A 19084-nucleotide genomic window follows, 5' to 3' on the forward strand; every position below is an offset into this window, starting at 1 on the left:
GGAATCATGACCATGAGCAACGTTACTTCGCGCGGCGCCATCGTCGGCGTCGATGTTGGCGGCACCTTCACCGACCTGTTCCATTACGACGAGGCGCGCGGCAGCTTCCGTACCGCCAAGGTCCCCTCCAACCGCGGCGACGAGGCGGTCGGCTTCCTCGCCGGGCTGCAAAGCTTCGGGCCGGTCGCCGAACTGGGCTCCATCGTCCACGGCACCACCGTCGGCACCAACGCGCTGCTGGAGCGCAAGGGCGCGCGCGTCGGCCTGATCACCACCGCCGGCTTCCGCGACGTGTTGGAGATGCGCCGCCGCGACCGCCGCCACACCTGGGGCCTGTGGGGCGATTTCGTGCCCGTGGTCGACCGCGACATGCGGCTGGAGGTGCCGGAGCGCACGCTGGCCGACGGCACCATCCGCACCGAAATCGACCCGGAAGAGGTCCGCGCGGCCGCCCGTAAGCTGGCCGACCGGGGGGCGGAGGCGCTCGCCATCGTCTTCATCAACGCCTACGCCAACCCGGCCAACGAGCTGGCGGCATTGGAAGCGGCGCGCGAGGTCTGGCCGAACGCCAACCTGGAATGCTCGTCGCGCATCCTGCCGGAAATCCGCGAGTTCGAACGCACCTCCACCACCGCGCTGAACGCCTATCTCCAGCCGGTCGTCGGCAGCTATCTCGCCAAGCTCGACAACGCGCTGGCCGGCGAGGGCTTCGGCGGACGCTTCCACATCGTGCAGTCCAACGGCGGCGTGATGTCCACCGACACCGCGCGGCGGCTGCCGGTGCGCACCGCTTTGTCGGGGCCGGCGGCCGGCGTCATCGCCGCGGCGGCGATCTCCAAGGCGGCGGGCTTCCCCAACGTCATCACCGGGGATCTCGGCGGCACCAGCTTCGACGTGTCGCTGGTGGTGGAGGGGCAGACCATGCTGGCCGCCCAGACCACCATCGATTTCGGTCTGGTCGTCCGCACCCCGATGATCGAGATCACCACCATCGGCGCCGGAGGCGGCTCCATCGCCGGGGTCGATCCCGGCGGCATGCTGCAGGTCGGGCCGGAAAGCGCCGGATCGCGGCCGGGGCCGGTCTGCTACGGCCAGGGCAACACCCGTCCGACCCTGACCGACGCAAACGTGCTGCTCGGCCGCATCAACGCGGAGCGTCCCATTGGCGGCAAGCTGGCGCGGCTGGACGTCGATGCCGCCCGGACCGCCATCGCCACCCATGTCGCCGAGCCGCTCGGCCTCGACGTGATGGCGGCGGCGGAAGCGGTGGTGCGCATCGCCAACAGCAAGATGGCCGGCGCCATCCGCCTCGTCTCCATCGAGCGCGGCCACGACCCGGCCAAATTCGCCGCCGTGCCGTTCGGCGGCGGCGGGGCGCTGCATGTCGGCGCGCTGATCAAGGAGGTCGGTTTGAAGGCGGCGCTGGTGCCGCGCTTCCCCGGCGTGACCTCCGCGCTCGGCTGCGTCATCGCCGACATCCGCCACGATCAGGTGCAGACGGTCAACCTGCCGCTGGCAGGAATCGATGCAGGCTTGCTCGACCGCCGCATGGTGGAGGAGTCCGCAGCCGCCCGCGCCGTGGTGGAGTCCGCGGGGCTCAGCGTCGAGCGCATCGACCTCGTCTTCGAACTCGACATGCACTACATCGGCCAGACCCACACGGTCGCCGTGCCGCTGCCGGTGTCGGTGGAGAACGGTACCACCGGGATCGACGAGGCGACCATCCGCGCCGCCTTCGAACGCGCCTATCAGGCCTCCTTCAGCCGGCTGCTGCCGGGCGTCGGCGCCAAGATCGTAAACCTGCGCACCGCCGCCATCGGCCGCCGTCCGCATTTCGACCTCTCCGCGCTGGCCCCTGCGGCGGGCACGACGGTGGAGGGCGCCCATGCCGGGTCGCGGCCGGTGTGGTTCGACGGGGCTTGGCACGAGACTGCCGTCTACAACCGCCTCGACCTGCCGGTCGGCGCGTTGATCCAGGGTCCGGCGATCCTTGAGCAGCCGGACGCCACCACCGTCATCGACCCCGACCTGTCGGCCCGCGTCGACGCCTACGGCAACGTCATCGTGGAAAGGAGCGTCTGATGAGCGCCACCGCGATCCCTGTCGAGCGCACCGCCCTGCTAGTCTGCGACCTGCAGAACGACTTCCTGCATCCGGAAGGCGCCTATGGCCGTGCCGGGCAGACGGCGCCGGAAATCCTGGCCCTGCCGGAGCGGGTGAAGCCGCTGGCCGATCTGCTGCGCTCGCGCGGTGGCTGGGTCATCTCCACCAACTTCACCTTGGTGCCCGGCCGCGGCGGCGAGCCGATGATCTCGCCCCATCTGAAGACTCTGCGTCCCTTCCTGACCAAGGGCGATTTCATGCCCGGTGGTTGGGGGCATCGTACCGTCGACGCGTTGCAGCCGGTCGATGTGGAGGTGGAGAAGGTCGCCTATTCAGCCTTCTACATGTCGCGGCTGGAATGGGTGCTGCGGAAATGCGGGGTGGAGCGGCTGCTGGTCTGCGGCATCGTCACCAACGGCGGTGTCGCCTCGACCGTGCGCGACGCCCATGTCCGCGAGTTCGACACCATCCTGCTGGAGGACGGCTGCGCCGCCTTCAGCCGTGAGGTGCATGAGGTCTCCGTCGCCGCCCTGCGCCCGGTCTGCCGGGTTGCGACCGTCGCCGCGATGCTGGAGGAGGTGGCAAGCCAATGAGCCGCATCCTGCCCGCCGACGGCGTGGAGTTCGAGTTCACCGTTCCCGTGGTGGTGATCGGCGGCGGGGCGGCCGGCATGGTCGCAGCCCTCGCCGCCCATGAGCAGGGCGCCGGGGTGCTGGTGCTGGAACGCGACGCGCTGCCCCAGGGCTCCACCGCCCTGTCGGCCGGGCTGATCCCGGCACCGGGCACCCGCTGGCAGCGCGCTGCCGGTATCGAGGACAGTCCGGAGCGCTTCGCCGCCGATATCATCGCCAAGGCCAAGGGCGAGCCGGACCCGGCCGAGGTCGCCCGCGTCGCGCAGGCGGTGGGGCCGGCGCTGGAATGGTTGGCCGACCGCTACGGGCTGCCCTTTTCGGTGGTGGATAATTTCAGCTATCCCGGACACAGCGCCCGGCGCATGCACGGGCTGCCCAGCCGGTCGGGGGCGGAACTGATCGACCGGCTGCGCGGAGCCGTCGAGGCCGCCGGTATCGACGTGCTGTGCGAGGCGCACGTAACGGCGCTGTATTCCGATGGCGCACGGGTTCGTGGTGTCGAGGTCACCCGCCCGGACGGCAGCACCGAGCGGGTCGGCTGCGGTGCGCTGATCCTCGCCTGCAACGGCTATGGCGGCAACAGGGCGCTGGTGGAACGGCATGTGCCGGAACTGGCCGACGCGCTCTATTTCGGCCATCCCGGTAACCAGGGCGACGCACTGCTGTGGGGCGAGGCGCTGGGCGCCGCCACCCGGCACCTGTCGGGGCACCAGGGGCATGGCTCCGTCGCGCATCCCGCCGGCATCCTCGTCACCTGGGCGACGATCACCGAGGGCGGCGTGCAGGTGAACGTGGAGGGCCGGCGCTTCTCCAACGAGGCTCAGGGCTATTCGGAGCAGGCCGCCATCGTGCTGCGCCAACCCGACGGCATCGCCTGGACTGTCTTCGATGAACGTATCGCCGACATCGCCCGCCAGTTCGAGGATTTCCGGCAGGCCGAGGCGATCGGCGCGGTGCTGACCGCCGACACGCCCGTCGAACTTGCCCGTCTGATGAAGATCGACGCCGACGCTTTGGCTGCCACGCTCGCCGAGATCGACCGGTTGAAGGCAGCGGGCGGAACCGACGACTTCGGCCGCAGCTTCGCCGGCTCGGCCCCGCTGGTTCCGCCCTACCGGGCCGTCCGCGTCACCGGTGCGTTGTTCCATACCCAGGGCGGGCTGGTCGTCGATGACGATGCGCGCGTCTTGGATTCACAGGGCACCCCGCTGCCCAACCTCCATGCCGCCGGTGGTGCCGCTTGCGGCGTGTCGGGTTCCAAGGCATCCGGCTATCTGTCCGGCAACGGCCTGCTGACCGCGGTGGCGCTGGGTCGCATCGCCGGGACGGCCGCGGCCCGTGCCGTCAAGGAGGAAACCCAATGACGCAACAGCCACGCAGCCTGTTCGAGAAGGTATGGGACGCCCATGTCGTGGCGACCCGGCCGGACGGCCAGTCCCTGCTCGCCATCGACCGTCATTTCCTGCATGAAGGGTCCTTCCACGCCTTCGGCATGATCGACCATGCCGGCCGCAAGGTGCGCCGGCCGGAGCTGACCTTCGCCGTCGCCGACCACTACGTGCCGTCGCACAGCCGGTCCAAGCCCATCGCCGACCCAGAGATCGCCAACATGGTGACGATGCTGGAGGCGAATGCCGGCCGTCACGGCCTGCGCCATTTCGGCCTGCATGACCCGGCGCAGGGCATCGTCCATGTGCTGGCGCCGGAACAGGGACTGACGTTGCCCGGCCTGACCATCGTCTGCGGCGACAGCCACACCTCCACCCACGGCGCCTTCGGGGCATTGGCCTTCGGCATTGGCGCCACCGAGGTGTCGCATGTGCTGGCGACCCAGACCCTGTGGCAGCGCCGGCCCAAGACCATGCGCGTCACCGTGGATGGCGTGCTGGGGCCGCATGTGACGGCAAAGGACCTGATCCTGGCGATAATCGCCGCCATCGGCGCCGATGGGGCCGCCGGTCATGTCATCGAATATGCCGGCAGCGCCATCCGCGCCCTGTCGATGGAAGGCCGCCTGACCGTCTGCAACATGTCGATCGAGGCCGGCGCCCGTGCCGGCATGATCGCCCCCGACGACACCACCTTCTCCTGGGTCGAAGGACGGCCCTATGCCCCCAAGGGCGCGTTGTTCGACCGGGCGGTGGAGCATTGGCGGAGCCTGCCCAGCGATCCGGGTGCCGTATTCGACCGCGAGGTGACGCTGGATGCCGCCAGCATCGCCCCGGCCGTCACCTGGGGCACCAGCCCGGAAACCGCGGTTCCGGTCACGGCGGCGGTGCCCGATCCGGGGGCGGAGAGCGATCCGGTGCGAGCCGGCCAGATGCGCAAGATGCTGGATTACATGGGCCTTGCCCCCGGCACGGCGCTGGAGGACGTTGTCATCGACCGCGTCTTCATCGGCTCCTGCACCAACGCCCGGCTGGAGGATCTGCGCGCCGCCGCCGCCGTGCTGCGCGGCCGGCGCGCCGTGGTGCCGGGGCTGGTGGTTCCGGGATCGGTCCCGGTGCGCCGGCAGGCGGAGGCCGAGGGGCTGGACCGCGTCTTCATCGACGCCGGGCTGGAATGGGGGGAGCCCGGCTGCTCCATGTGCGTGGGCATCAACGGCGATCTGGTTCCGGCGGGGGAGCGCTGCGCCTCCACCACCAACCGCAATTTCCCCGGCCGCCAGGGGCCGAACGCCCGCACCCATCTGATGAGCCCGGCGATGGCCGCCGCCGCCGCCGCGACCGGCCGCCTCACCGATGTCCGCAAGCTCGATCTCCGCAAGCTGGGAGCCTCATGAATGGACCCCTTCGTCACGCTGACCGCGCCGGCGGTGCCGCTCGACATCGCCAACATCGACACCGACCAGCTACTGCCCGCGCGCTTCCTGAAGAAGCCGCGCAGCGCCGGTTACGGCAACTTCCTGTTCCATGACGAGCGCAAGCCCGGCTTCCCGCTGGACGACCCGGCCTATGCCGGGGCGGCCGTCCTGGTGAGCGACCGTAATTTCGGCTGCGGCTCCTCGCGGGAGGGGGCGGTCTATGCGCTGGTGGACGGGGGCTTCCGCTGTGTCGTCGCCCCCAGCTTCGGCGACATCTTCGCCGCCAATGCCGCCAAGAACGGCCTGCTGACCGTCACCCTGCCGGAGGATGCGGTGGCCGCCCTGCGCCGCCAGTTGCAGGAAGCGCCGGGCGCCGCCGTCACCGTGGATTTGCCGACCCAGACCCTGACCGGTCCGGACGGACGGCCGCTGCCCTTCGCCATAGACCCCTTCAAGAAGGAGTGCCTGATCGAAGGGCTCGACGACGTTGCGCTGACCCTGCGCCACCAGGACGCCATCGACCTCTTCGACCGGCGCGACGCCGAGCGGCGGCCGTGGGTGGTACCGGGGGTGGTGCCGGGCGTGGTCTGAGCGGCGGCGCCTTACCCCTGGCCGCTCCGCTCCTCGTCGGAAACGCCGTAGACCGGCAGGTCGGGTTCGATGCCCAGCACCTCCGCGGCGATGCGGGCGACATTGCCGTTGACGGGGGGCGGGGCGATGTTCACACCCTCTTTCAGGGCATTGGTGACGATCTCCAGCACCTTGAGGCGGGCGAACCATTTGGAGTTCGCCTCCACCGCATGCCAGGGCGCCTCGGGGGTGGAGGTGCGGTCGAACATCGCCTCGGCCGCCTTGACGTAATCGTCCCATCTGGCGCGGTTGCGCAGGTCCTCCTCCGTCAGCTTCCAGCGCTTGTAGGGATTCTTCATCCGCTCGCGGAAGCGTTCCAGCTGTTCTTCCGGGGTGATGTGCAGGAACAGCTTGATGATGCGCACGCCGTCGTCGGTCAGCAGCCGTTCGAACTCGTTGATCTCGTCATAGGCGCGCTTCCACTGATCCTTGGTGGCGAATTTCTCCACCCGCTCGACCATGACGCGGCCGTACCAGGAGCGGTCGAAGATGGCGAAGGTGCCGGCCGCCGGCAGCTTGGTCCAGAAGCGGTACAGGTAATGCTTTCCCTGTTCCTCCGCCGTGGGGGAGGAGATCGGCCAGACATGGAAGCCGCGGGGGTCGAGCGGTTCGGTCATGCGGCGAATGGCCCCGCCCTTGCCGGCAGCGTCCCAGCCTTCGAACACCACGATGGCGCGGCGTTTCTCGTGCCAATAGGTCTGCTGGATGTGCAGCAGTTCCTTCTGCAGCTTGCCGAGTCGGCGGTCGTACTCCTCCGCCGTTTCGATCCGCACCTTCTTCTGGTCCAGTTTCCCGAGGCGGATTTTCGAGACCTTGCCGGGCTTCTCGGCCATGTGCTGCATCCTGTGCTGGTGGGTTCGGCTGCGGGTTGCCAACAGGGCGGGCGGAACCTTCACCGCCCCGGCGGGTTGTCCGGCGGGGGCATGGTGTCGGCTTTCATTTCGGCGCCGGCACACCCGTGAGGGGAACAGCGCCGATACCGCTTCGTCGATCCCACAACGGGGACCGGCGGCTGTCAACGGAGAAGCAGGGCCAAGGAAGGGGGTTCCATGAGTATCGTCGGACCACGCATCTACAACCTGTTTCCGACCCTGGTCGGTCCGGTCCGCGATTGGGCCGGTCACCTTCCGCGGATCCAGGGGATGGGATTCGACTGGATCTTCCTGAACCCGATCCATCAGCCGGGTTTCTCCGGCAGCCTTTATGCGGTGAAGGATCCCTATCGGCTGCATGACGCCCTGCGCGGCGGATCGCATGAGAGCGACGACGAGTTGCTGCGCCGCTTCACGGCGGAGGCGGGCGCGCATGGCCAGTCGGTGATGATGGATTTCGTCATCAATCACACCTCCCGCGATGCGCTGCTGGTCGACCGTCACCCCGACTGGTACAAGCGCGGCCCCGACGGCGACCTGCACCGTCCGGGCGCCGTCGATCCCAACAACACCGCCCATGTCACGGTGTGGGGCGACCTGGCCTCGCTGGACTATGACCGGGCGGAGTCGCGCGCCGGGCTGATCGGCTACTGGTCGGACTATCTGCGCCATTACATCGCGCTGGGCGTGAAGGGCTTCCGCTGCGATGCCGCCTATCAGGTGCCGGCGGAGGTGTGGAAAAGCCTGATCGACGCCGCCCACGCCGTGAATCCGGAGGTGAAGTTCTTCGCCGAGACGCTGGGCTGCACGGTGGAGCAGGTGCGCGAGCTGTGCGGCGCAGGCTTCGATTTCCTGTTCAACAGCGCCAAATGGTGGGACTTCAAGGCCGACTGGCTGCTGGAGCAATATGACGAGTTCCGCTGGATCGCACCATCCATCGCCTTTCCGGAAAGCCACGACACCGACCGTCTGGCGGCGGAGGTCGGCAGCCAGGATGCGGTGCGGCTCGCCGCCCAGCTGAAGATGCACTATCTGTTCGCCGCCAGTTTCTCTACCGGCGTGCTGATGCCGGTCGGCTACGAATACGGCTTCACCCGCAAGCTGGACGTGGTGCGCACCAGCCCCGCCGACTGGGAGCAGCCGAAACTGGACCTGACCGGCTTCATCGGCGCGGTCAACGCCATGAAGGCCGCCACCCCAGCCCTGAACGTCGAGGGGCCGCAGCGCCGCGTGACCTCGCCGCACAGCCCGGTGCTCGGGCTGATCCGGCAGGTGGACGGCGCCGCGCTCGACCAGCCCGACGGCTGCGCCATCCTGGTGCTGAACCCGGACGAGAACCGGCCGCACATGCTGGATGTCGGCCCGGTGCTGGCCGCCACCGGCGGCACCTATGAGGCGTTCGAGGACGTGACGCCGGAGGCAGAGCCGCTGCCGATGGAACCCGGTGCGCCGATGACCCTGCGCCCGATGGAATTGCGCGTCTTCCGCGCCCGCGCCGCCCGCAGCCACCCGGTCGAACTCCACGACGTGGAGGAGCGGGAGTGGATGGATTCCATCGCCGCCGGCCGCATGACCATCGAGAACGTCTATCCGGAGCTGGACGGCGGCCGCTTCGCCATCAAGCGCGCGGTCGGCGACGTGATGGAGGTGTGGGCCGACATCTACACCGACGGCACCTTCGTTCTCGCGGCCTCCGTCATGTACAAGGCGGACGGCGACGAGGAGTGGAGCGAGGCGCCGATGCGCTTCCACCAGAACGACCGCTGGGTCGGGCGCGTGCCGCTGACCCGCAACGCCCGCTACACCTACAGCATCGAGGCGTGGCGCGACGTCTGGGAAAGCTGGCGCGCCGACTTCAAGAAGAAGGTCGATGCCGGCATGGTCGTCGATCTGGAACTGGTGGAGGGCCGCCGCTTCGTCGAGCAGGCGTTGGACCTGAACCATGGTGACGGCCGCGCCGCGCTGGAGGCGGTGATCGAACGGATGCAGTCGCTGGCCGGCCGCGAGGCCATCGACTACGCCCTGTCGGACGAGCCGCGCCGCGTCATGAAGCAGTATGGCGAGCGGCAGTACAAGTCCCGCTATGTCCGCGAGTTGGAGGTCTATGTCGACCGCACCGCCGGCGCCTATTCGGCGTGGTTCGAGATCTTCCCGCGTTCCGCCTCGCCCGACCCGTCGCGGCCGGGCAACTTCGACGACGTGGTGAACCTGCTGCCCATGGTGCGGGACATGGGTTTCGACGTGCTGTATTTCCCGCCGATCCACCCGATCGGCCGCGCCTTCCGCAAGGGCAAGAACAACACGCTGAATCCCGGTCCCGACGATCCCGGCGTGCCCTACGCCATCGGCGCGGAGGAGGGTGGGCACGACGCCATCGACCCGATGATCGGTGACTTCGACAGCTTCCGCAGGCTGGTGCGCGAAGCCAAGCGCCATGGCATTGAGATCGCGCTGGACTTCGCCGTCCAATGCTCCCCCGACCATCCCTGGGTGAAGGAGCATCCGCACTGGTTCTACTGGCGGCCCGACGGCACCATCCGCTATGCCGAGAATCCGCCGAAGAAGTACCAGGACATCGTCAATGTCAGTTTCTACCGCCAGTCCTATCCGGATCTGTGGTACGCGCTGCGCGACGTGGTGCTGATGTGGTGCAAGGAGGGGGTGCGCATCTTCCGCGTCGACAACCCGCACACCAAGCCCTTCCCCTTCTGGGAATGGATGATCCGCGAGGTGCAGGACCGCTACCCCGACGCCCTGTTCCTGGCCGAGGCCTTCACGCGGCCGAAGCTGATGAAGCGGCTGGCCAAGGTCGGCTTCACCCAATCCTACAGCTACTTCACCTGGCGCACCACCAAGCCGGAGCTGACCGAATACCTGACGGAGCTGACGCAGGGTGAATCGCGCGAGTACATGCGGCCGAACTTCTTCGCCAACACACCCGACATCCTGCCGCCGATCCTGACCCATGGCGGCCGGCCGGCGCACATGATGCGGGCGGTTCTGGCGGCGACGCTGGCCGGTGTCTACGGTCTCTATGGTCCCTATCTGCTGTGCGAGGCGGAAGCCTATCCCGGCAAGGAGGAATACAACCACTCGGAGAAGTACGAAGTCCGGCACTGGGACTGGAACAAGCCCGGCAACATCCGCGACTACGTCACCGCCATCAACCGGATCCGCCGCGAGAACCCGGCGCTGCAGCAGTTCACCAACCTGCGCTTCTACAACGCCTTCGACGACAACATCCTGCTGTACGGCAAGATGACGGAGGCGAAGGACAATGTGATCCTGATCGCGGTGAACCTCGATCCCCACAATGGCCATGGCGGGACCATCGAGATTCCGCTGTGGGAACTGGGTCTGCCCGACGGCGCCCATGTCCAGGTGGAGGACCTGTTCAGCGGCCACCGCTTCACCTGGATCGGCAAGTTCCAGCATGTCTGGCTGGACCCCCACCGCAACCCCGCGGCGATCTGGCGGATCGTGCCGCCGGGGGTGTGAGGACGTTCTGGCATCGGATGCCCAAACTCCAGACAAAAAAAGCGGCCCCGCAGGGCCGCTTTTCTCAATCTCGTCCGTCCGCCGAATTCAGCGCCGCCGGATCATCGTCACGCCGCCGACGGTCTTGTCGAGGAAGGCGATCATGGTGTCCGGCTTCGGCCCGACCGATGAGGCGGCGAACGCCATCCACCAGCGCGCCATCGGGGTGGTCCAACCGTAGCGGTCGGCGATGATCTGGACATCCATGGTAGAGGACATGGTCGACTGGGCGGTCGTCGGCGCGCGGGGGGCGCCGGACGGGGTAACCTGGGATTCGACGCTGTGCATGGTTCCTCCCAACGGGGACGTTCGGTGTCCGCTTATGCGGTACCTTAGCCCTCAACCGCTGAAAGTGGCAGAGTTGCTTTGGTCCTAAGGGGTACTATACCTTTGGCTGCAAAGGTCCCATGACGCCGATTTCGCCTTTCAGGTAGGCGGAAGCGGCAATCCGCTGGCCCAGGCCACCATCGCCACCAGGGCCGCCCGGTTGGCCGGCCGGAACAGCAGGGCCAACCGCACCCACAGCGGCGAAACCTTGAATTCGGCAGCCATTTCCTCGACTTCCGCCGGGGACAGCCGCAGGTCGGGAGCGGGGTCTTCATTCAGGACTTCACGCATTGCCAAGCCTCCGCAAGTGCCGCAGGTCACGATGGATAAGGAACAATCCGTCTGACCGGCGATCGCGCAGCCGCGTGTGACAAATTGTAGCGCCCTTTACTTGGCCGCCAGCAGGGCCCTTGGCGCCCGGTCGGCGCCGCTGGCCAGCGGCACCTTGGGGTTCTCGATCCAGGCGATGACGTCGTTGACGACCAGCTTGCCCTTCAGGTCGCGCAGCAGCATGTGGTAGCCGTCCGGATAGACGGCGACGACATGACGCCCGCCCGCCTCGAAATCCTTCAGCGCGCGTTCCACCGGCCGTGGCGGCAGAACCTCCTCATGGGCGCCGTAGAGCACCAGCGAGGGGGTTTGCAGGCGCTGGCAGGCGTCGAGCGCGGACCCCATCAGATCGGTCAGCCCCTCCAGCGCATCGACGCGCGAACCCTTGATGACCAGCGGGTCGCGGCCCAGCGCCCGCAGCATCTCGATGTTGTCGGACGGATGGATGCCGAGGTCCTGCGGCGGATGCACCACCATGCCCGGCACCAGATTGTAGGTGATCCACAGGGCGGCGCGCGGGAAGAAGCCCATCGCCTGCCGGCCCCAGACGGCGGGGGCGACCAGGATGGTGCCGCCGACCTTGGGCGGATTGGGCCCGGTCATCGCGGTCAGCACCACCGCCCCGCCCATGCTCTCGCCCATCAGATAGACTGGAACGCCGGGATGGCGCCTGCGCACCATGTCCACCGCTGTGCGGGCATCGCTGACCAGGGTGGGGGTGCCGGCCCAGACGCCGCGTTCGCGGGTGGCGCCGAAACCACGCTGGTCGTAGGCGTAGGTGGCGATGCCGGCCGTGGCGAAATCGCGGCCGGCGCCGTCGAAGGCGTTGGAATAGTCGTTGTAGCCGTGCAGGGCCACCACCACGGCCCGTACGCGGCCATCAGCCGGAAGCCAGGTGCGCATCGGCAGTTCGAAGCCGTCGGCGGCGATCAGCACGCGGTCGTTCAGCTGCGGCTGGACGACGGCCGTTCCCATCGGCTGGAAATCCGCGGCACAGCCGCCAAGCAGAAGCCCCAACCCCAGAACAGCCGCCAAGCCGACAGCCGCCGATCCGCTATGCCGCATGGATTACCCCTGTGTCGCTGTGCGCACCACCCGTCAGTTGGAGGAATATATCCTCGAGATCCGATTCCTCGGTCGTGACATCGACGATCCCGATTCCCGAAGCGGCAAGAGCGGACAGGATGGCGCCGGCGCGCTGGCGGCTCGGCTGATAGCGGACGACCAAGCGCCGCGGCTCCGGCAATTCCACCGTATAGCCTTCCAGCGACGGCGGCGGGGCGGTCAGGTCGCGCTCCAGCGTCAGGCACAGCGCCTTGTTGTCCACCCGGCGCAGCAGGGTCGTCTTCGGCTCGCACGCCACCACCTGCCCGTGGTTGATGATGGCGATGGTGTCGCACAGCTCCTCCGCCTCCTGCAGGTAGTGGGTGGTCAGCAGGACGGTGGTGCCGGACTTGTTCAGCGTGCGCACATACTCCCAGAGCTGGCGGCGCAGTTCCACGTCGACGCCGGCGGTCGGCTCGTCGAGGATCAGCACCGGCGGGGTGTGCACCATCGCCTTCGCCACCATCAGCCGGCGCTTCATGCCGCCGGACAGCGAACGGGCATGGGCATCGGCCTTGTCGGCCAGCCCGACCGCCTCCAGCAGTTCGTCCGTCCGGCGTTCTTTCTTCGGCACGCCATAGAGGCCGGCCTGAAGCTCCAGCATCTCGCGCGGGGTGAAGAAGGGGTCCATGTTCAGTTCCTGCGGCACTACTCCGATGGAGGCGCGGGCGCGTCGCGGATGCTCCGACACCTCGTGGCCCCAGATGGTGGCGGTGCCGCCGGTCTTGTTCACCAGCCCGGCGAGGATGTTGATCATCGTCGACTTGCCGGCGCCGTTGGGGCCGAGCAGCCCGAACAGGGACCCGCGCGGAATGGCGAGGTCGATGCCCTTCAGCGCATGCTTCGGCCCGGCCTTGCCGGTCGGCTGGTAGATCTTGGTCAGGCCGCGCAGCTCCACCGCATTGGCCGGGAGCGAGACGGGCGTGGGGGTATCGGTGGGCGCGGCCATTGATCCTGAACCATGATGTTTGCGGTTGACGAAAAAGCCCACGAGTCCGGTGGTTTCCCCCGTTGATCCGCGGCGCGCGATGGGTATCATCCGGCCCGCGCGCGCGGAACCCTGATCGGGGGCCCGGACAGCGGGCGTGTCCACGATGGCGTGAACCGGCGCGCCTGTCAAAACAGAGGATGACTGCCATGCAGCCGACCGAGACGATCCTTGTTGAAACCTCGACCGTCGGGTGCGACGGCGGCGGCGGCGCCCTGGGCCATCCGCTGGTCTATCTGACGCTGGATCGCGAGGGGCAGGTCGAATGCCCCTACTGCTCGCGCCTGTACAAGCTGAAGGAAGGCGCCAAGGTCGCCCACGGGCACTGATGGCGCTCCGGTCCTGCCGGCGGGCCGATCAGACCCGGCCGGCCAGCAGGACCAGCACCGCCAGGGCCAGCAATGCCGACAGCCCCTGCCAGAAGGCCAGCGGGTTGCGGTCGATCAGCGGCCGGCGCCGCGTTCCCGCGCCATGCTTGCGCGGGTGGCGCAGGTCGTACAGAAACTCCGACATCTCCTGATAGCGTTTGGCCGGATCCGGGTGGACCGCCTTGCGCAGCACCCCGTCGAGCCACGCCGGGATCTCCCGTTGGTCGCTGAGCGCCGTGCGGTAGACCAGCTTGCGCTGGCGCGCCCGCGTGGTGGCTGTCGCCGCATCGGCGCCGTAGGGCAGGCGGCCGGTCAGCATCTGATAGGCGATGACCCCCAGCGCATAGAGATCGGAGGCCGGTGTCCCGCCTTCGCCCAGCAGATATTCGGGCGCGGTGTATTGCAGGGTGCCAAGGATTTCGTCGTGGTCGGCGTCCGGCATGGTCTCCAGAATGCCGGGCACCAGGACCGATCCGAAATCGACGATCTTCACGGTCCCGGTCCGGTCGATCATCACATTGTCGGGCCGCAGATCCTGGTGCAGCATCTCTAACCGGTGGAAGGCCTGCAGTCCCTTGCCGATCTGCTCGACGATGGCGCGCACGGTGGGCAGGTCGGGGTCGGGGTGGTCGCGCATCCACTGGGTCAGCGTCTGCCCCTCCAGATAGTCGGTGACGACATAAAGGTGGCGGCGCGGCCGGTTCTGAGGCGGGGCCTTCAGCACATGCGGGCTTTTGATCCGCCGGGCGATCCACTCCTCCATCAGGAAGCGGCGCAGATGGGCGCGGTCGTCGCGCCGGTCGATGGCCGGCACCTTCAGCGCCACCGCCGGACCTGCCGCTCCATCCTGGGCCAGATAGACATGGCTGCGGCTGCTGGCATGCAACTCGCGCAGGATGCGGTAGCCTTCGAACTCCTCCCCCGGTTCCAGCAGGGGCGGCGGGGGCAGATCGGACAGCCGGGACAACAGGTCGCCGGCATCCGCATCGGGAACCGCGTCGATTCGCAAGATCTGGAGCGTCAGATTGTCGGTGCTGCCCCGCCGCAGCGCCTCCTCCACCGCGAGTCGGGCCGCGCGGTCGAGGTCGTCGGCATGGTCGGCGATCGTGTTGATCAAAAAATCGGCATCGACATGCTCGTAGACGCCGTCGGTGGCCAGCAGGAAGACGTCGCCGGCATCCACCGGCAGTTCCCGGCAATCGATCTCAACATGCGGCGCCACGCCCATCGCCCGGCCGAGATAGCTGACCTCCGACGACACCACCACCCGGTGGTCGGTGGTCAACTGTTCCAGCGCGCAGCCGGCGATGCGGTAGATGCGGGAATCGCCGACATGGAACAGATGCGCGGTGGCCGATTTCAGCACCAGGGCGCTGAGCGTGCAGGCAAAGCCGCGATCCTGGTCGTAGCGGTATTCGCTGCGCCGGTTCTGGGCGTGCAGCCAGCTGTTCGCCGCCGCCAGCACCCGCTGCGCCGAGGTCCTCACCGACCAGCTTTCCGGTGTGCAGTAATAGTCGGTCAGGAAGCTCTTCACCGCGGTTTCGCTGGCGATGTGGCTGACGCGGCTGCTGCTGATGCCGTCGGCCAGCGCCACCGCGATCCCCTTCATGCCCAACAGCGGCGACGTCGGGATCAACGCCCCGTGGAAATCCTGGTTGGACTCCTTACGCCCCTTGTCGGAGCACTGGCCGATGGAGATCCGCAGCTCTTTCAAGATGTCGGCACTTGGCACGATCTCGGCCCTTGGCAAGAAAAACCCCGGCCCAAGGTGGACCGGGGTGGTGACGGGATGACGGTCAGGGTGCCTTATTCAGCGGGCTGCAGGCCGGTCTGATGCAGGCGGCGCTTCGGCGCCGTGCGGACATGGGTGGCGTAGAGCGTCAGCCCGGTGAAGGCCAGACCGCCGACCAGATTGCCCAGCACCGTCGGAAGCTCGTTCCAGATCATGTAGTCCATGATCGAGAATTTGCCGCCCATCAGCATCGCCGACGGGAACAGGAACATGTTCACCACCGAATGCTCGAAGGTCATGCCGAAGAACAGCATGATCGGCATCCACATGGCGATCACCTTGCCGCTGACCGAGGTGGAGATCATCGCGCCGACGACGCCGGTGGAGACCATCCAGTTGCACAGCACGCCGCGCAGGAAGATGGTCAGCATCCCGGCGGCGCCATACTGGGCATAGCCCAGCGTCCGGTTCTCGCCGATGTGCGAGATGACCGACCCGACCTTGTCCGGCGGGGTGGAGAAGCCATAGGTGAAGACCACGGCCATCATCACCGCGACCGTCAGCGCGCCCAGGAAGTTGCCGATGAACACCAGCCCCCAGTTGCGGAGCACGCCGCCGATGGTGACGCCCGGCCGCTTGTCGATCAGCGCCAGCGGCGACAGCACGAATACGCCGGTCAGCAGGTCGAAGCCCAGCAGATACAGCATGCAGAAGCCGACCGGGAACAGGATGGCGCCGATGATCGGGAAGCCCGTCTGGACCGTGACCGTGACGGCGAAGACCGCCGCCAGCGCCAGGATCGCCCCGGCCATAAAGGCGCGGATGACGGTGTCGCGGGTGGACATGAAAATCTTGGATTCGCCGGCATCCACCATTTTGGTGACGAACTCGGAGGGCACCAGATACGACATGACGAGTCCCCTTGGAACAAGCGCTGAAGGAACGGCACGCAGCGTCCGGTGAAGCCCGTGCGGCACCGGTCCGGTGCGGGGCGGGGGAGGGAAGACGCGCTGCGTGTGATTTGGGTGCGGGCCCCGGTCTTTGGTCCCGCGCGGGTCAAACCGCCGTTGGCTTGAACGGGAAAACGCTATGCACGCGATGTGCCAAACGCGCAGATGCCGGAAACCCGGCGGGTTTCGCCCGTCGCCCTTCCTGTCGCGGTGCGGTGCGGAGCCGCAGTTGCCCAAAGACTGTGCTGCGATGAATAAAAAAAAGCCATTGGTATAAGAACGATTGTGAGACCAGAGCGGCCTGATGCTGTCAGCCGTGCCGCGGTTTTGGCGAAGTCTTTCAGATTTTTAACCGTTCGAGAGATGACTATCGTGCTGCATCAATGCTTTGGCCGAAAGCAGGCGATGCGGGCCCGGCTATGGGTCAGGTTCGGTTACCTTTTTGTTATAATTTCCCCTCATATTGTGAGACAGTATCGGCGATGTCGCTTGACGGGTCTCTCCGAACCGGCGTCTACTTTGCCGCATTGCGGAAAAGTGGAAGTTCCACAATCGTTGTTTGAGTTGCAGGCTTATGTTTTTTCCAGGCGGTTCGGGATTGGCGTCGGATGAGGCGCGCACGATGAGTCACGAGACGGAAGAACAGTATCGCAGCATCTTCGAAAATGCTGTCGAAGGCATCTATCAGACGACTGTCGACGGCCGTTACCTGCGGGTCAATCCGGCACTTGCCGACATCTACGGCTATGCTTCGCCCGAAGACCTGATCGCCAACCTCACCGACATCGCCTGCCAGCTCTATGTCGATCCCGGCAAGCGCGAGGCCTTTGCCGACCTGATGGCCCGCCAGGACCGGGTCCACAGTTTCGAGGCGCGCGTCTTCCGCCGCGACGGCTCCATCATCTGGATCGCGGAAAGCGCACGCTGCGTGCGCGATGCCGCCGGCCGCATCCGCTATTACGAAGGCACCGTCCAGGACATCACCGAACGCAAGCAGCACGAGGAGAAGATCCGGCTGCTAGCCACCGTGTTCGACAGCGTCGCCGACGGCATCCTGATCGTCGATCCCGAACTGACGGTACAGGCGATCAACCCGGCCTACGAGATCATGACCGGTTTCCAGCGGGAGGAACTGCTGCGCCGGCCGCTGGTCCTCTTCGCCCCCGGCTCGCACGAGCGGGAGTTCATCGACGCCATCTGGACCACCGCGCGGCAGGCCGGGCGCTGGCAGGGGGAGGTCACCAGTTTCCGCCATTCCGGCGACGCCTTCGCCGCCGCCCTGTCGGTGACGTCGGTCCGCGCGCCGAGCGGCGTGCTGGAACATTATGTCCTGACCATCGCCGACATCAGCCAGCGCAAGTCGCAGGAACACCAGATCCGCTATCAGGCCAGCTTCGACCGGCTGACCGACCTGCCCAACCGCTGGCTGGTCTGCGAAAGGCTGGAGGAGGCGATCGTCCGCGCCCAGCGCGGCAAGAGCAAGGTCGCCGTCGCCTTCCTCGACCTCAACCGCTTCAAGCAGGTGAACGACACGCTGGGCCACCATGCCGGCGACGAGCTGCTGAAGCTGGTGGCCCGGCGCCTGCGCAACTGTACCCGCATGACCGACACGGTCGGCCGGCTGGGCGGGGACGAGTTCCTGATTGTCGCCCCCGACGCCGCCGACCGCTCCGCCGGGGCCCGGCTGGTGGAGAAGATCCTCTATTCGATGGCGGAGCCGTTCAGCGTCCATAATCAGGAGCTGTTCTGCGGCGCGTCCATCGGCATCGCCTTCTATCCCGACGACGGCGAGACGGCGGACCAGCTTCTGCGCAACGCCGATCTGGCGATGTACCATGCCAAGCGCAACCCGGAGCACAAATACGTCTTCTACGACAACGGGATGCGCGAGCGGTCGGGCTTCACCCTGGGGCTGGAAAGCGACCTGCGCCGCGCCAGCGGCGGCGACGAGTTCGAACTGCATTTCCAGCCGAAGATCGACCTTGCCGGCAACCGCACCATCGGGGCGGAGGCGCTGATCCGCTGGCGTCACCCGGTGCGCGGCATGGTCAGCCCGGCGGAGTTCATTCCGCTGGCCGAGGAAACCGGTTTGATCTGGGAAATCGGCGCCTGGACGCTGATCGAATCCTGCCGCCGGCTGGCGGGTTGGATCGAGCGCGGTCTGCCGATCCCCTCGGTGTCGGTGAACCTGTCGCCACGCCAGTTCCAGGATGCCCGCCTCGTCGGCTTCGTCCGCAGCGTGGTCGAGTCCGCCGGAATCCCGGCCGACCGGTTGGAACTGGAACTGACCGAAGGCGCCATGATCGGCGACATCGAGAAGGCGGTGACGATCCTCAACGGGTTGAAGGACATCGGCGTCCGCCTGTCCATCGACGATTTCGGCACCGGCTATTCCTCGCTGGCCTATCTGAAGCGCTTCCCCATCGACACGCTGAAGATCGACCGCAGCTTCGTCCGCGACATCGTCAAGTCGACCACCGATCCGGCCATCGTCGGCACTATCGTCAATTTGGCCGAAAGCCTGGGCTTCGACACCATCGCCGAGGGGGTGGAGACGCAGGAGCAGGCCGATATGCTGCGCCTGCAGCGCTGCACCCGCATCCAGGGCTATCTCATCAGCCGGCCGCTGCCGGTCGACCAATTCGAAACCTTCCTGACCAACAGCGTGGTGCCGGCCTGAGGCCTGCAAGGGACGGGCGCCGCCATGC

At 67.2% G+C, this 19084-nt stretch carries 15 protein-coding genes; 8 read left to right on the forward strand and 7 right to left on the reverse strand.

What is annotated here, in order from left to right:
- The first annotated feature begins 12 nt into the window (after positions 1–12).
- The 5 genes from FZ938_RS24120 to leuD are packed head-to-tail and all read left to right on the forward strand — an operon-like array spanning position 13 to position 6129.
- A complete protein-coding gene (locus tag FZ938_RS24120) occupies positions 13–2082 on the forward strand; it encodes a hydantoinase/oxoprolinase family protein (RefSeq protein ID WP_149200955.1) in 2070 nt (689 codons plus the stop codon).
- The gene (locus FZ938_RS24125) at positions 2082–2696 is read left to right on the forward strand and encodes a cysteine hydrolase family protein (RefSeq protein WP_149200956.1); all 615 of its coding nucleotides are present in this window, start codon (positions 2082–2084) and stop codon (positions 2694–2696) included. The genes FZ938_RS24120 and FZ938_RS24125 overlap by 1 nt, the downstream gene beginning before the upstream one ends.
- Positions 2693–4099 (forward strand): FAD-dependent oxidoreductase, encoded by a 1407-nt coding sequence (locus FZ938_RS24130; RefSeq protein ID WP_149200957.1) that lies wholly within the window; start codon positions 2693–2695, stop codon positions 4097–4099. Before FZ938_RS24125 ends, FZ938_RS24130 begins: the two co-directional genes overlap by 4 nt.
- On the forward strand, positions 4096–5517 hold the full coding sequence (gene leuC, locus FZ938_RS24135) for a 3-isopropylmalate dehydratase large subunit (protein WP_149200958.1): 1422 nt from the start codon (positions 4096–4098) through the stop codon (positions 5515–5517). The genes FZ938_RS24130 and leuC overlap by 4 nt, the downstream gene beginning before the upstream one ends.
- On the forward strand, positions 5518–6129 hold the full coding sequence (gene leuD / locus FZ938_RS24140) for a 3-isopropylmalate dehydratase small subunit (protein ID WP_149200959.1): 612 nt from the start codon (positions 5518–5520) through the stop codon (positions 6127–6129). It begins immediately after the preceding gene.
- Between the two features lie 11 nt (positions 6130–6140).
- On the opposite strand, the gene FZ938_RS24145 is transcribed toward leuD, so the two are convergent.
- Entirely contained in the window at positions 6141–7001 is an 861-nt protein-coding gene (locus FZ938_RS24145; protein ID WP_174757018.1) for a polyphosphate kinase 2 family protein, read from the reverse strand.
- A gap of 216 nt (positions 7002–7217) precedes the next feature.
- Between FZ938_RS24145 and FZ938_RS24150 the strand changes: the two genes are divergently transcribed.
- Positions 7218–10538, forward strand: a complete 3321-nt coding sequence (locus FZ938_RS24150) for a maltotransferase domain-containing protein (protein WP_149200961.1) — start codon at positions 7218–7220, stop codon at positions 10536–10538.
- Between the two features lie 87 nt (positions 10539–10625).
- Here the strand turns inward: FZ938_RS24150 and FZ938_RS24155 are convergent, their stop codons facing one another.
- From FZ938_RS24155 to FZ938_RS24170, 4 genes are all read right to left on the reverse strand, one after another.
- Complete coding sequence (locus tag FZ938_RS24155) at positions 10626–10865, reverse strand: hypothetical protein (protein WP_085086586.1); 240 nt, start codon at positions 10863–10865, stop codon at positions 10626–10628.
- Between the two features lie 138 nt (positions 10866–11003).
- Entirely contained in the window at positions 11004–11195 is a 192-nt protein-coding gene (locus FZ938_RS24160) for a hypothetical protein (protein WP_149200962.1), read from the reverse strand.
- A gap of 96 nt (positions 11196–11291) precedes the next feature.
- Positions 11292–12299, reverse strand: coding sequence for an alpha/beta hydrolase (locus FZ938_RS24165; protein WP_149200963.1), 1008 nt, complete (start codon positions 12297–12299; stop codon positions 11292–11294).
- The gene (locus FZ938_RS24170) at positions 12289–13287 is read right to left on the reverse strand and encodes an ABC transporter ATP-binding protein (protein WP_149200964.1); all 999 of its coding nucleotides are present in this window, start codon (positions 13285–13287) and stop codon (positions 12289–12291) included. The genes FZ938_RS24165 and FZ938_RS24170 overlap by 11 nt, the downstream gene beginning before the upstream one ends.
- A 179-nt stretch (positions 13288–13466) precedes the next feature.
- On the opposite strand from FZ938_RS24170, the gene FZ938_RS24175 reads away from it, so the two are divergent.
- Positions 13467–13655 carry a zinc-finger domain-containing protein gene (locus FZ938_RS24175; protein WP_085086595.1) on the forward strand — a complete coding sequence of 63 codons (189 nt, stop codon included), beginning with the start codon at positions 13467–13469 and terminating at the stop codon, positions 13653–13655.
- A 28-nt stretch (positions 13656–13683) separates the two neighbouring features.
- Here FZ938_RS24175 and FZ938_RS24180 read toward each other — a convergent pair whose 3' ends face one another.
- Together FZ938_RS24180 and FZ938_RS24185 are read right to left on the reverse strand one after the other, a co-directional pair.
- Positions 13684–15408, reverse strand: a complete 1725-nt coding sequence (locus FZ938_RS24180; protein WP_246799096.1) for a bifunctional protein-serine/threonine kinase/phosphatase — start codon at positions 15406–15408, stop codon at positions 13684–13686.
- A gap of 92 nt (positions 15409–15500) precedes the next feature.
- Positions 15501–16337: a formate/nitrite transporter family protein gene (locus tag FZ938_RS24185; protein WP_149200965.1), complete on the reverse strand. Its 837-nt coding sequence runs from the start codon at positions 16335–16337 to the stop codon at positions 15501–15503.
- A 661-nt stretch (positions 16338–16998) separates the two neighbouring features.
- Here FZ938_RS24185 and FZ938_RS24190 point away from each other — a divergent pair.
- Positions 16999–19056 (forward strand): sensor domain-containing protein, encoded by a 2058-nt coding sequence (locus FZ938_RS24190; RefSeq protein ID WP_149200966.1) that lies wholly within the window; start codon positions 16999–17001, stop codon positions 19054–19056.
- The last annotated feature ends 28 nt before the right edge of the window (positions 19057–19084 follow it).

This window comes from Azospirillum oryzae (assembly GCF_008364795.1).
GTDB classification, from domain to species: domain Bacteria; phylum Pseudomonadota; class Alphaproteobacteria; order Azospirillales; family Azospirillaceae; genus Azospirillum; species Azospirillum oryzae.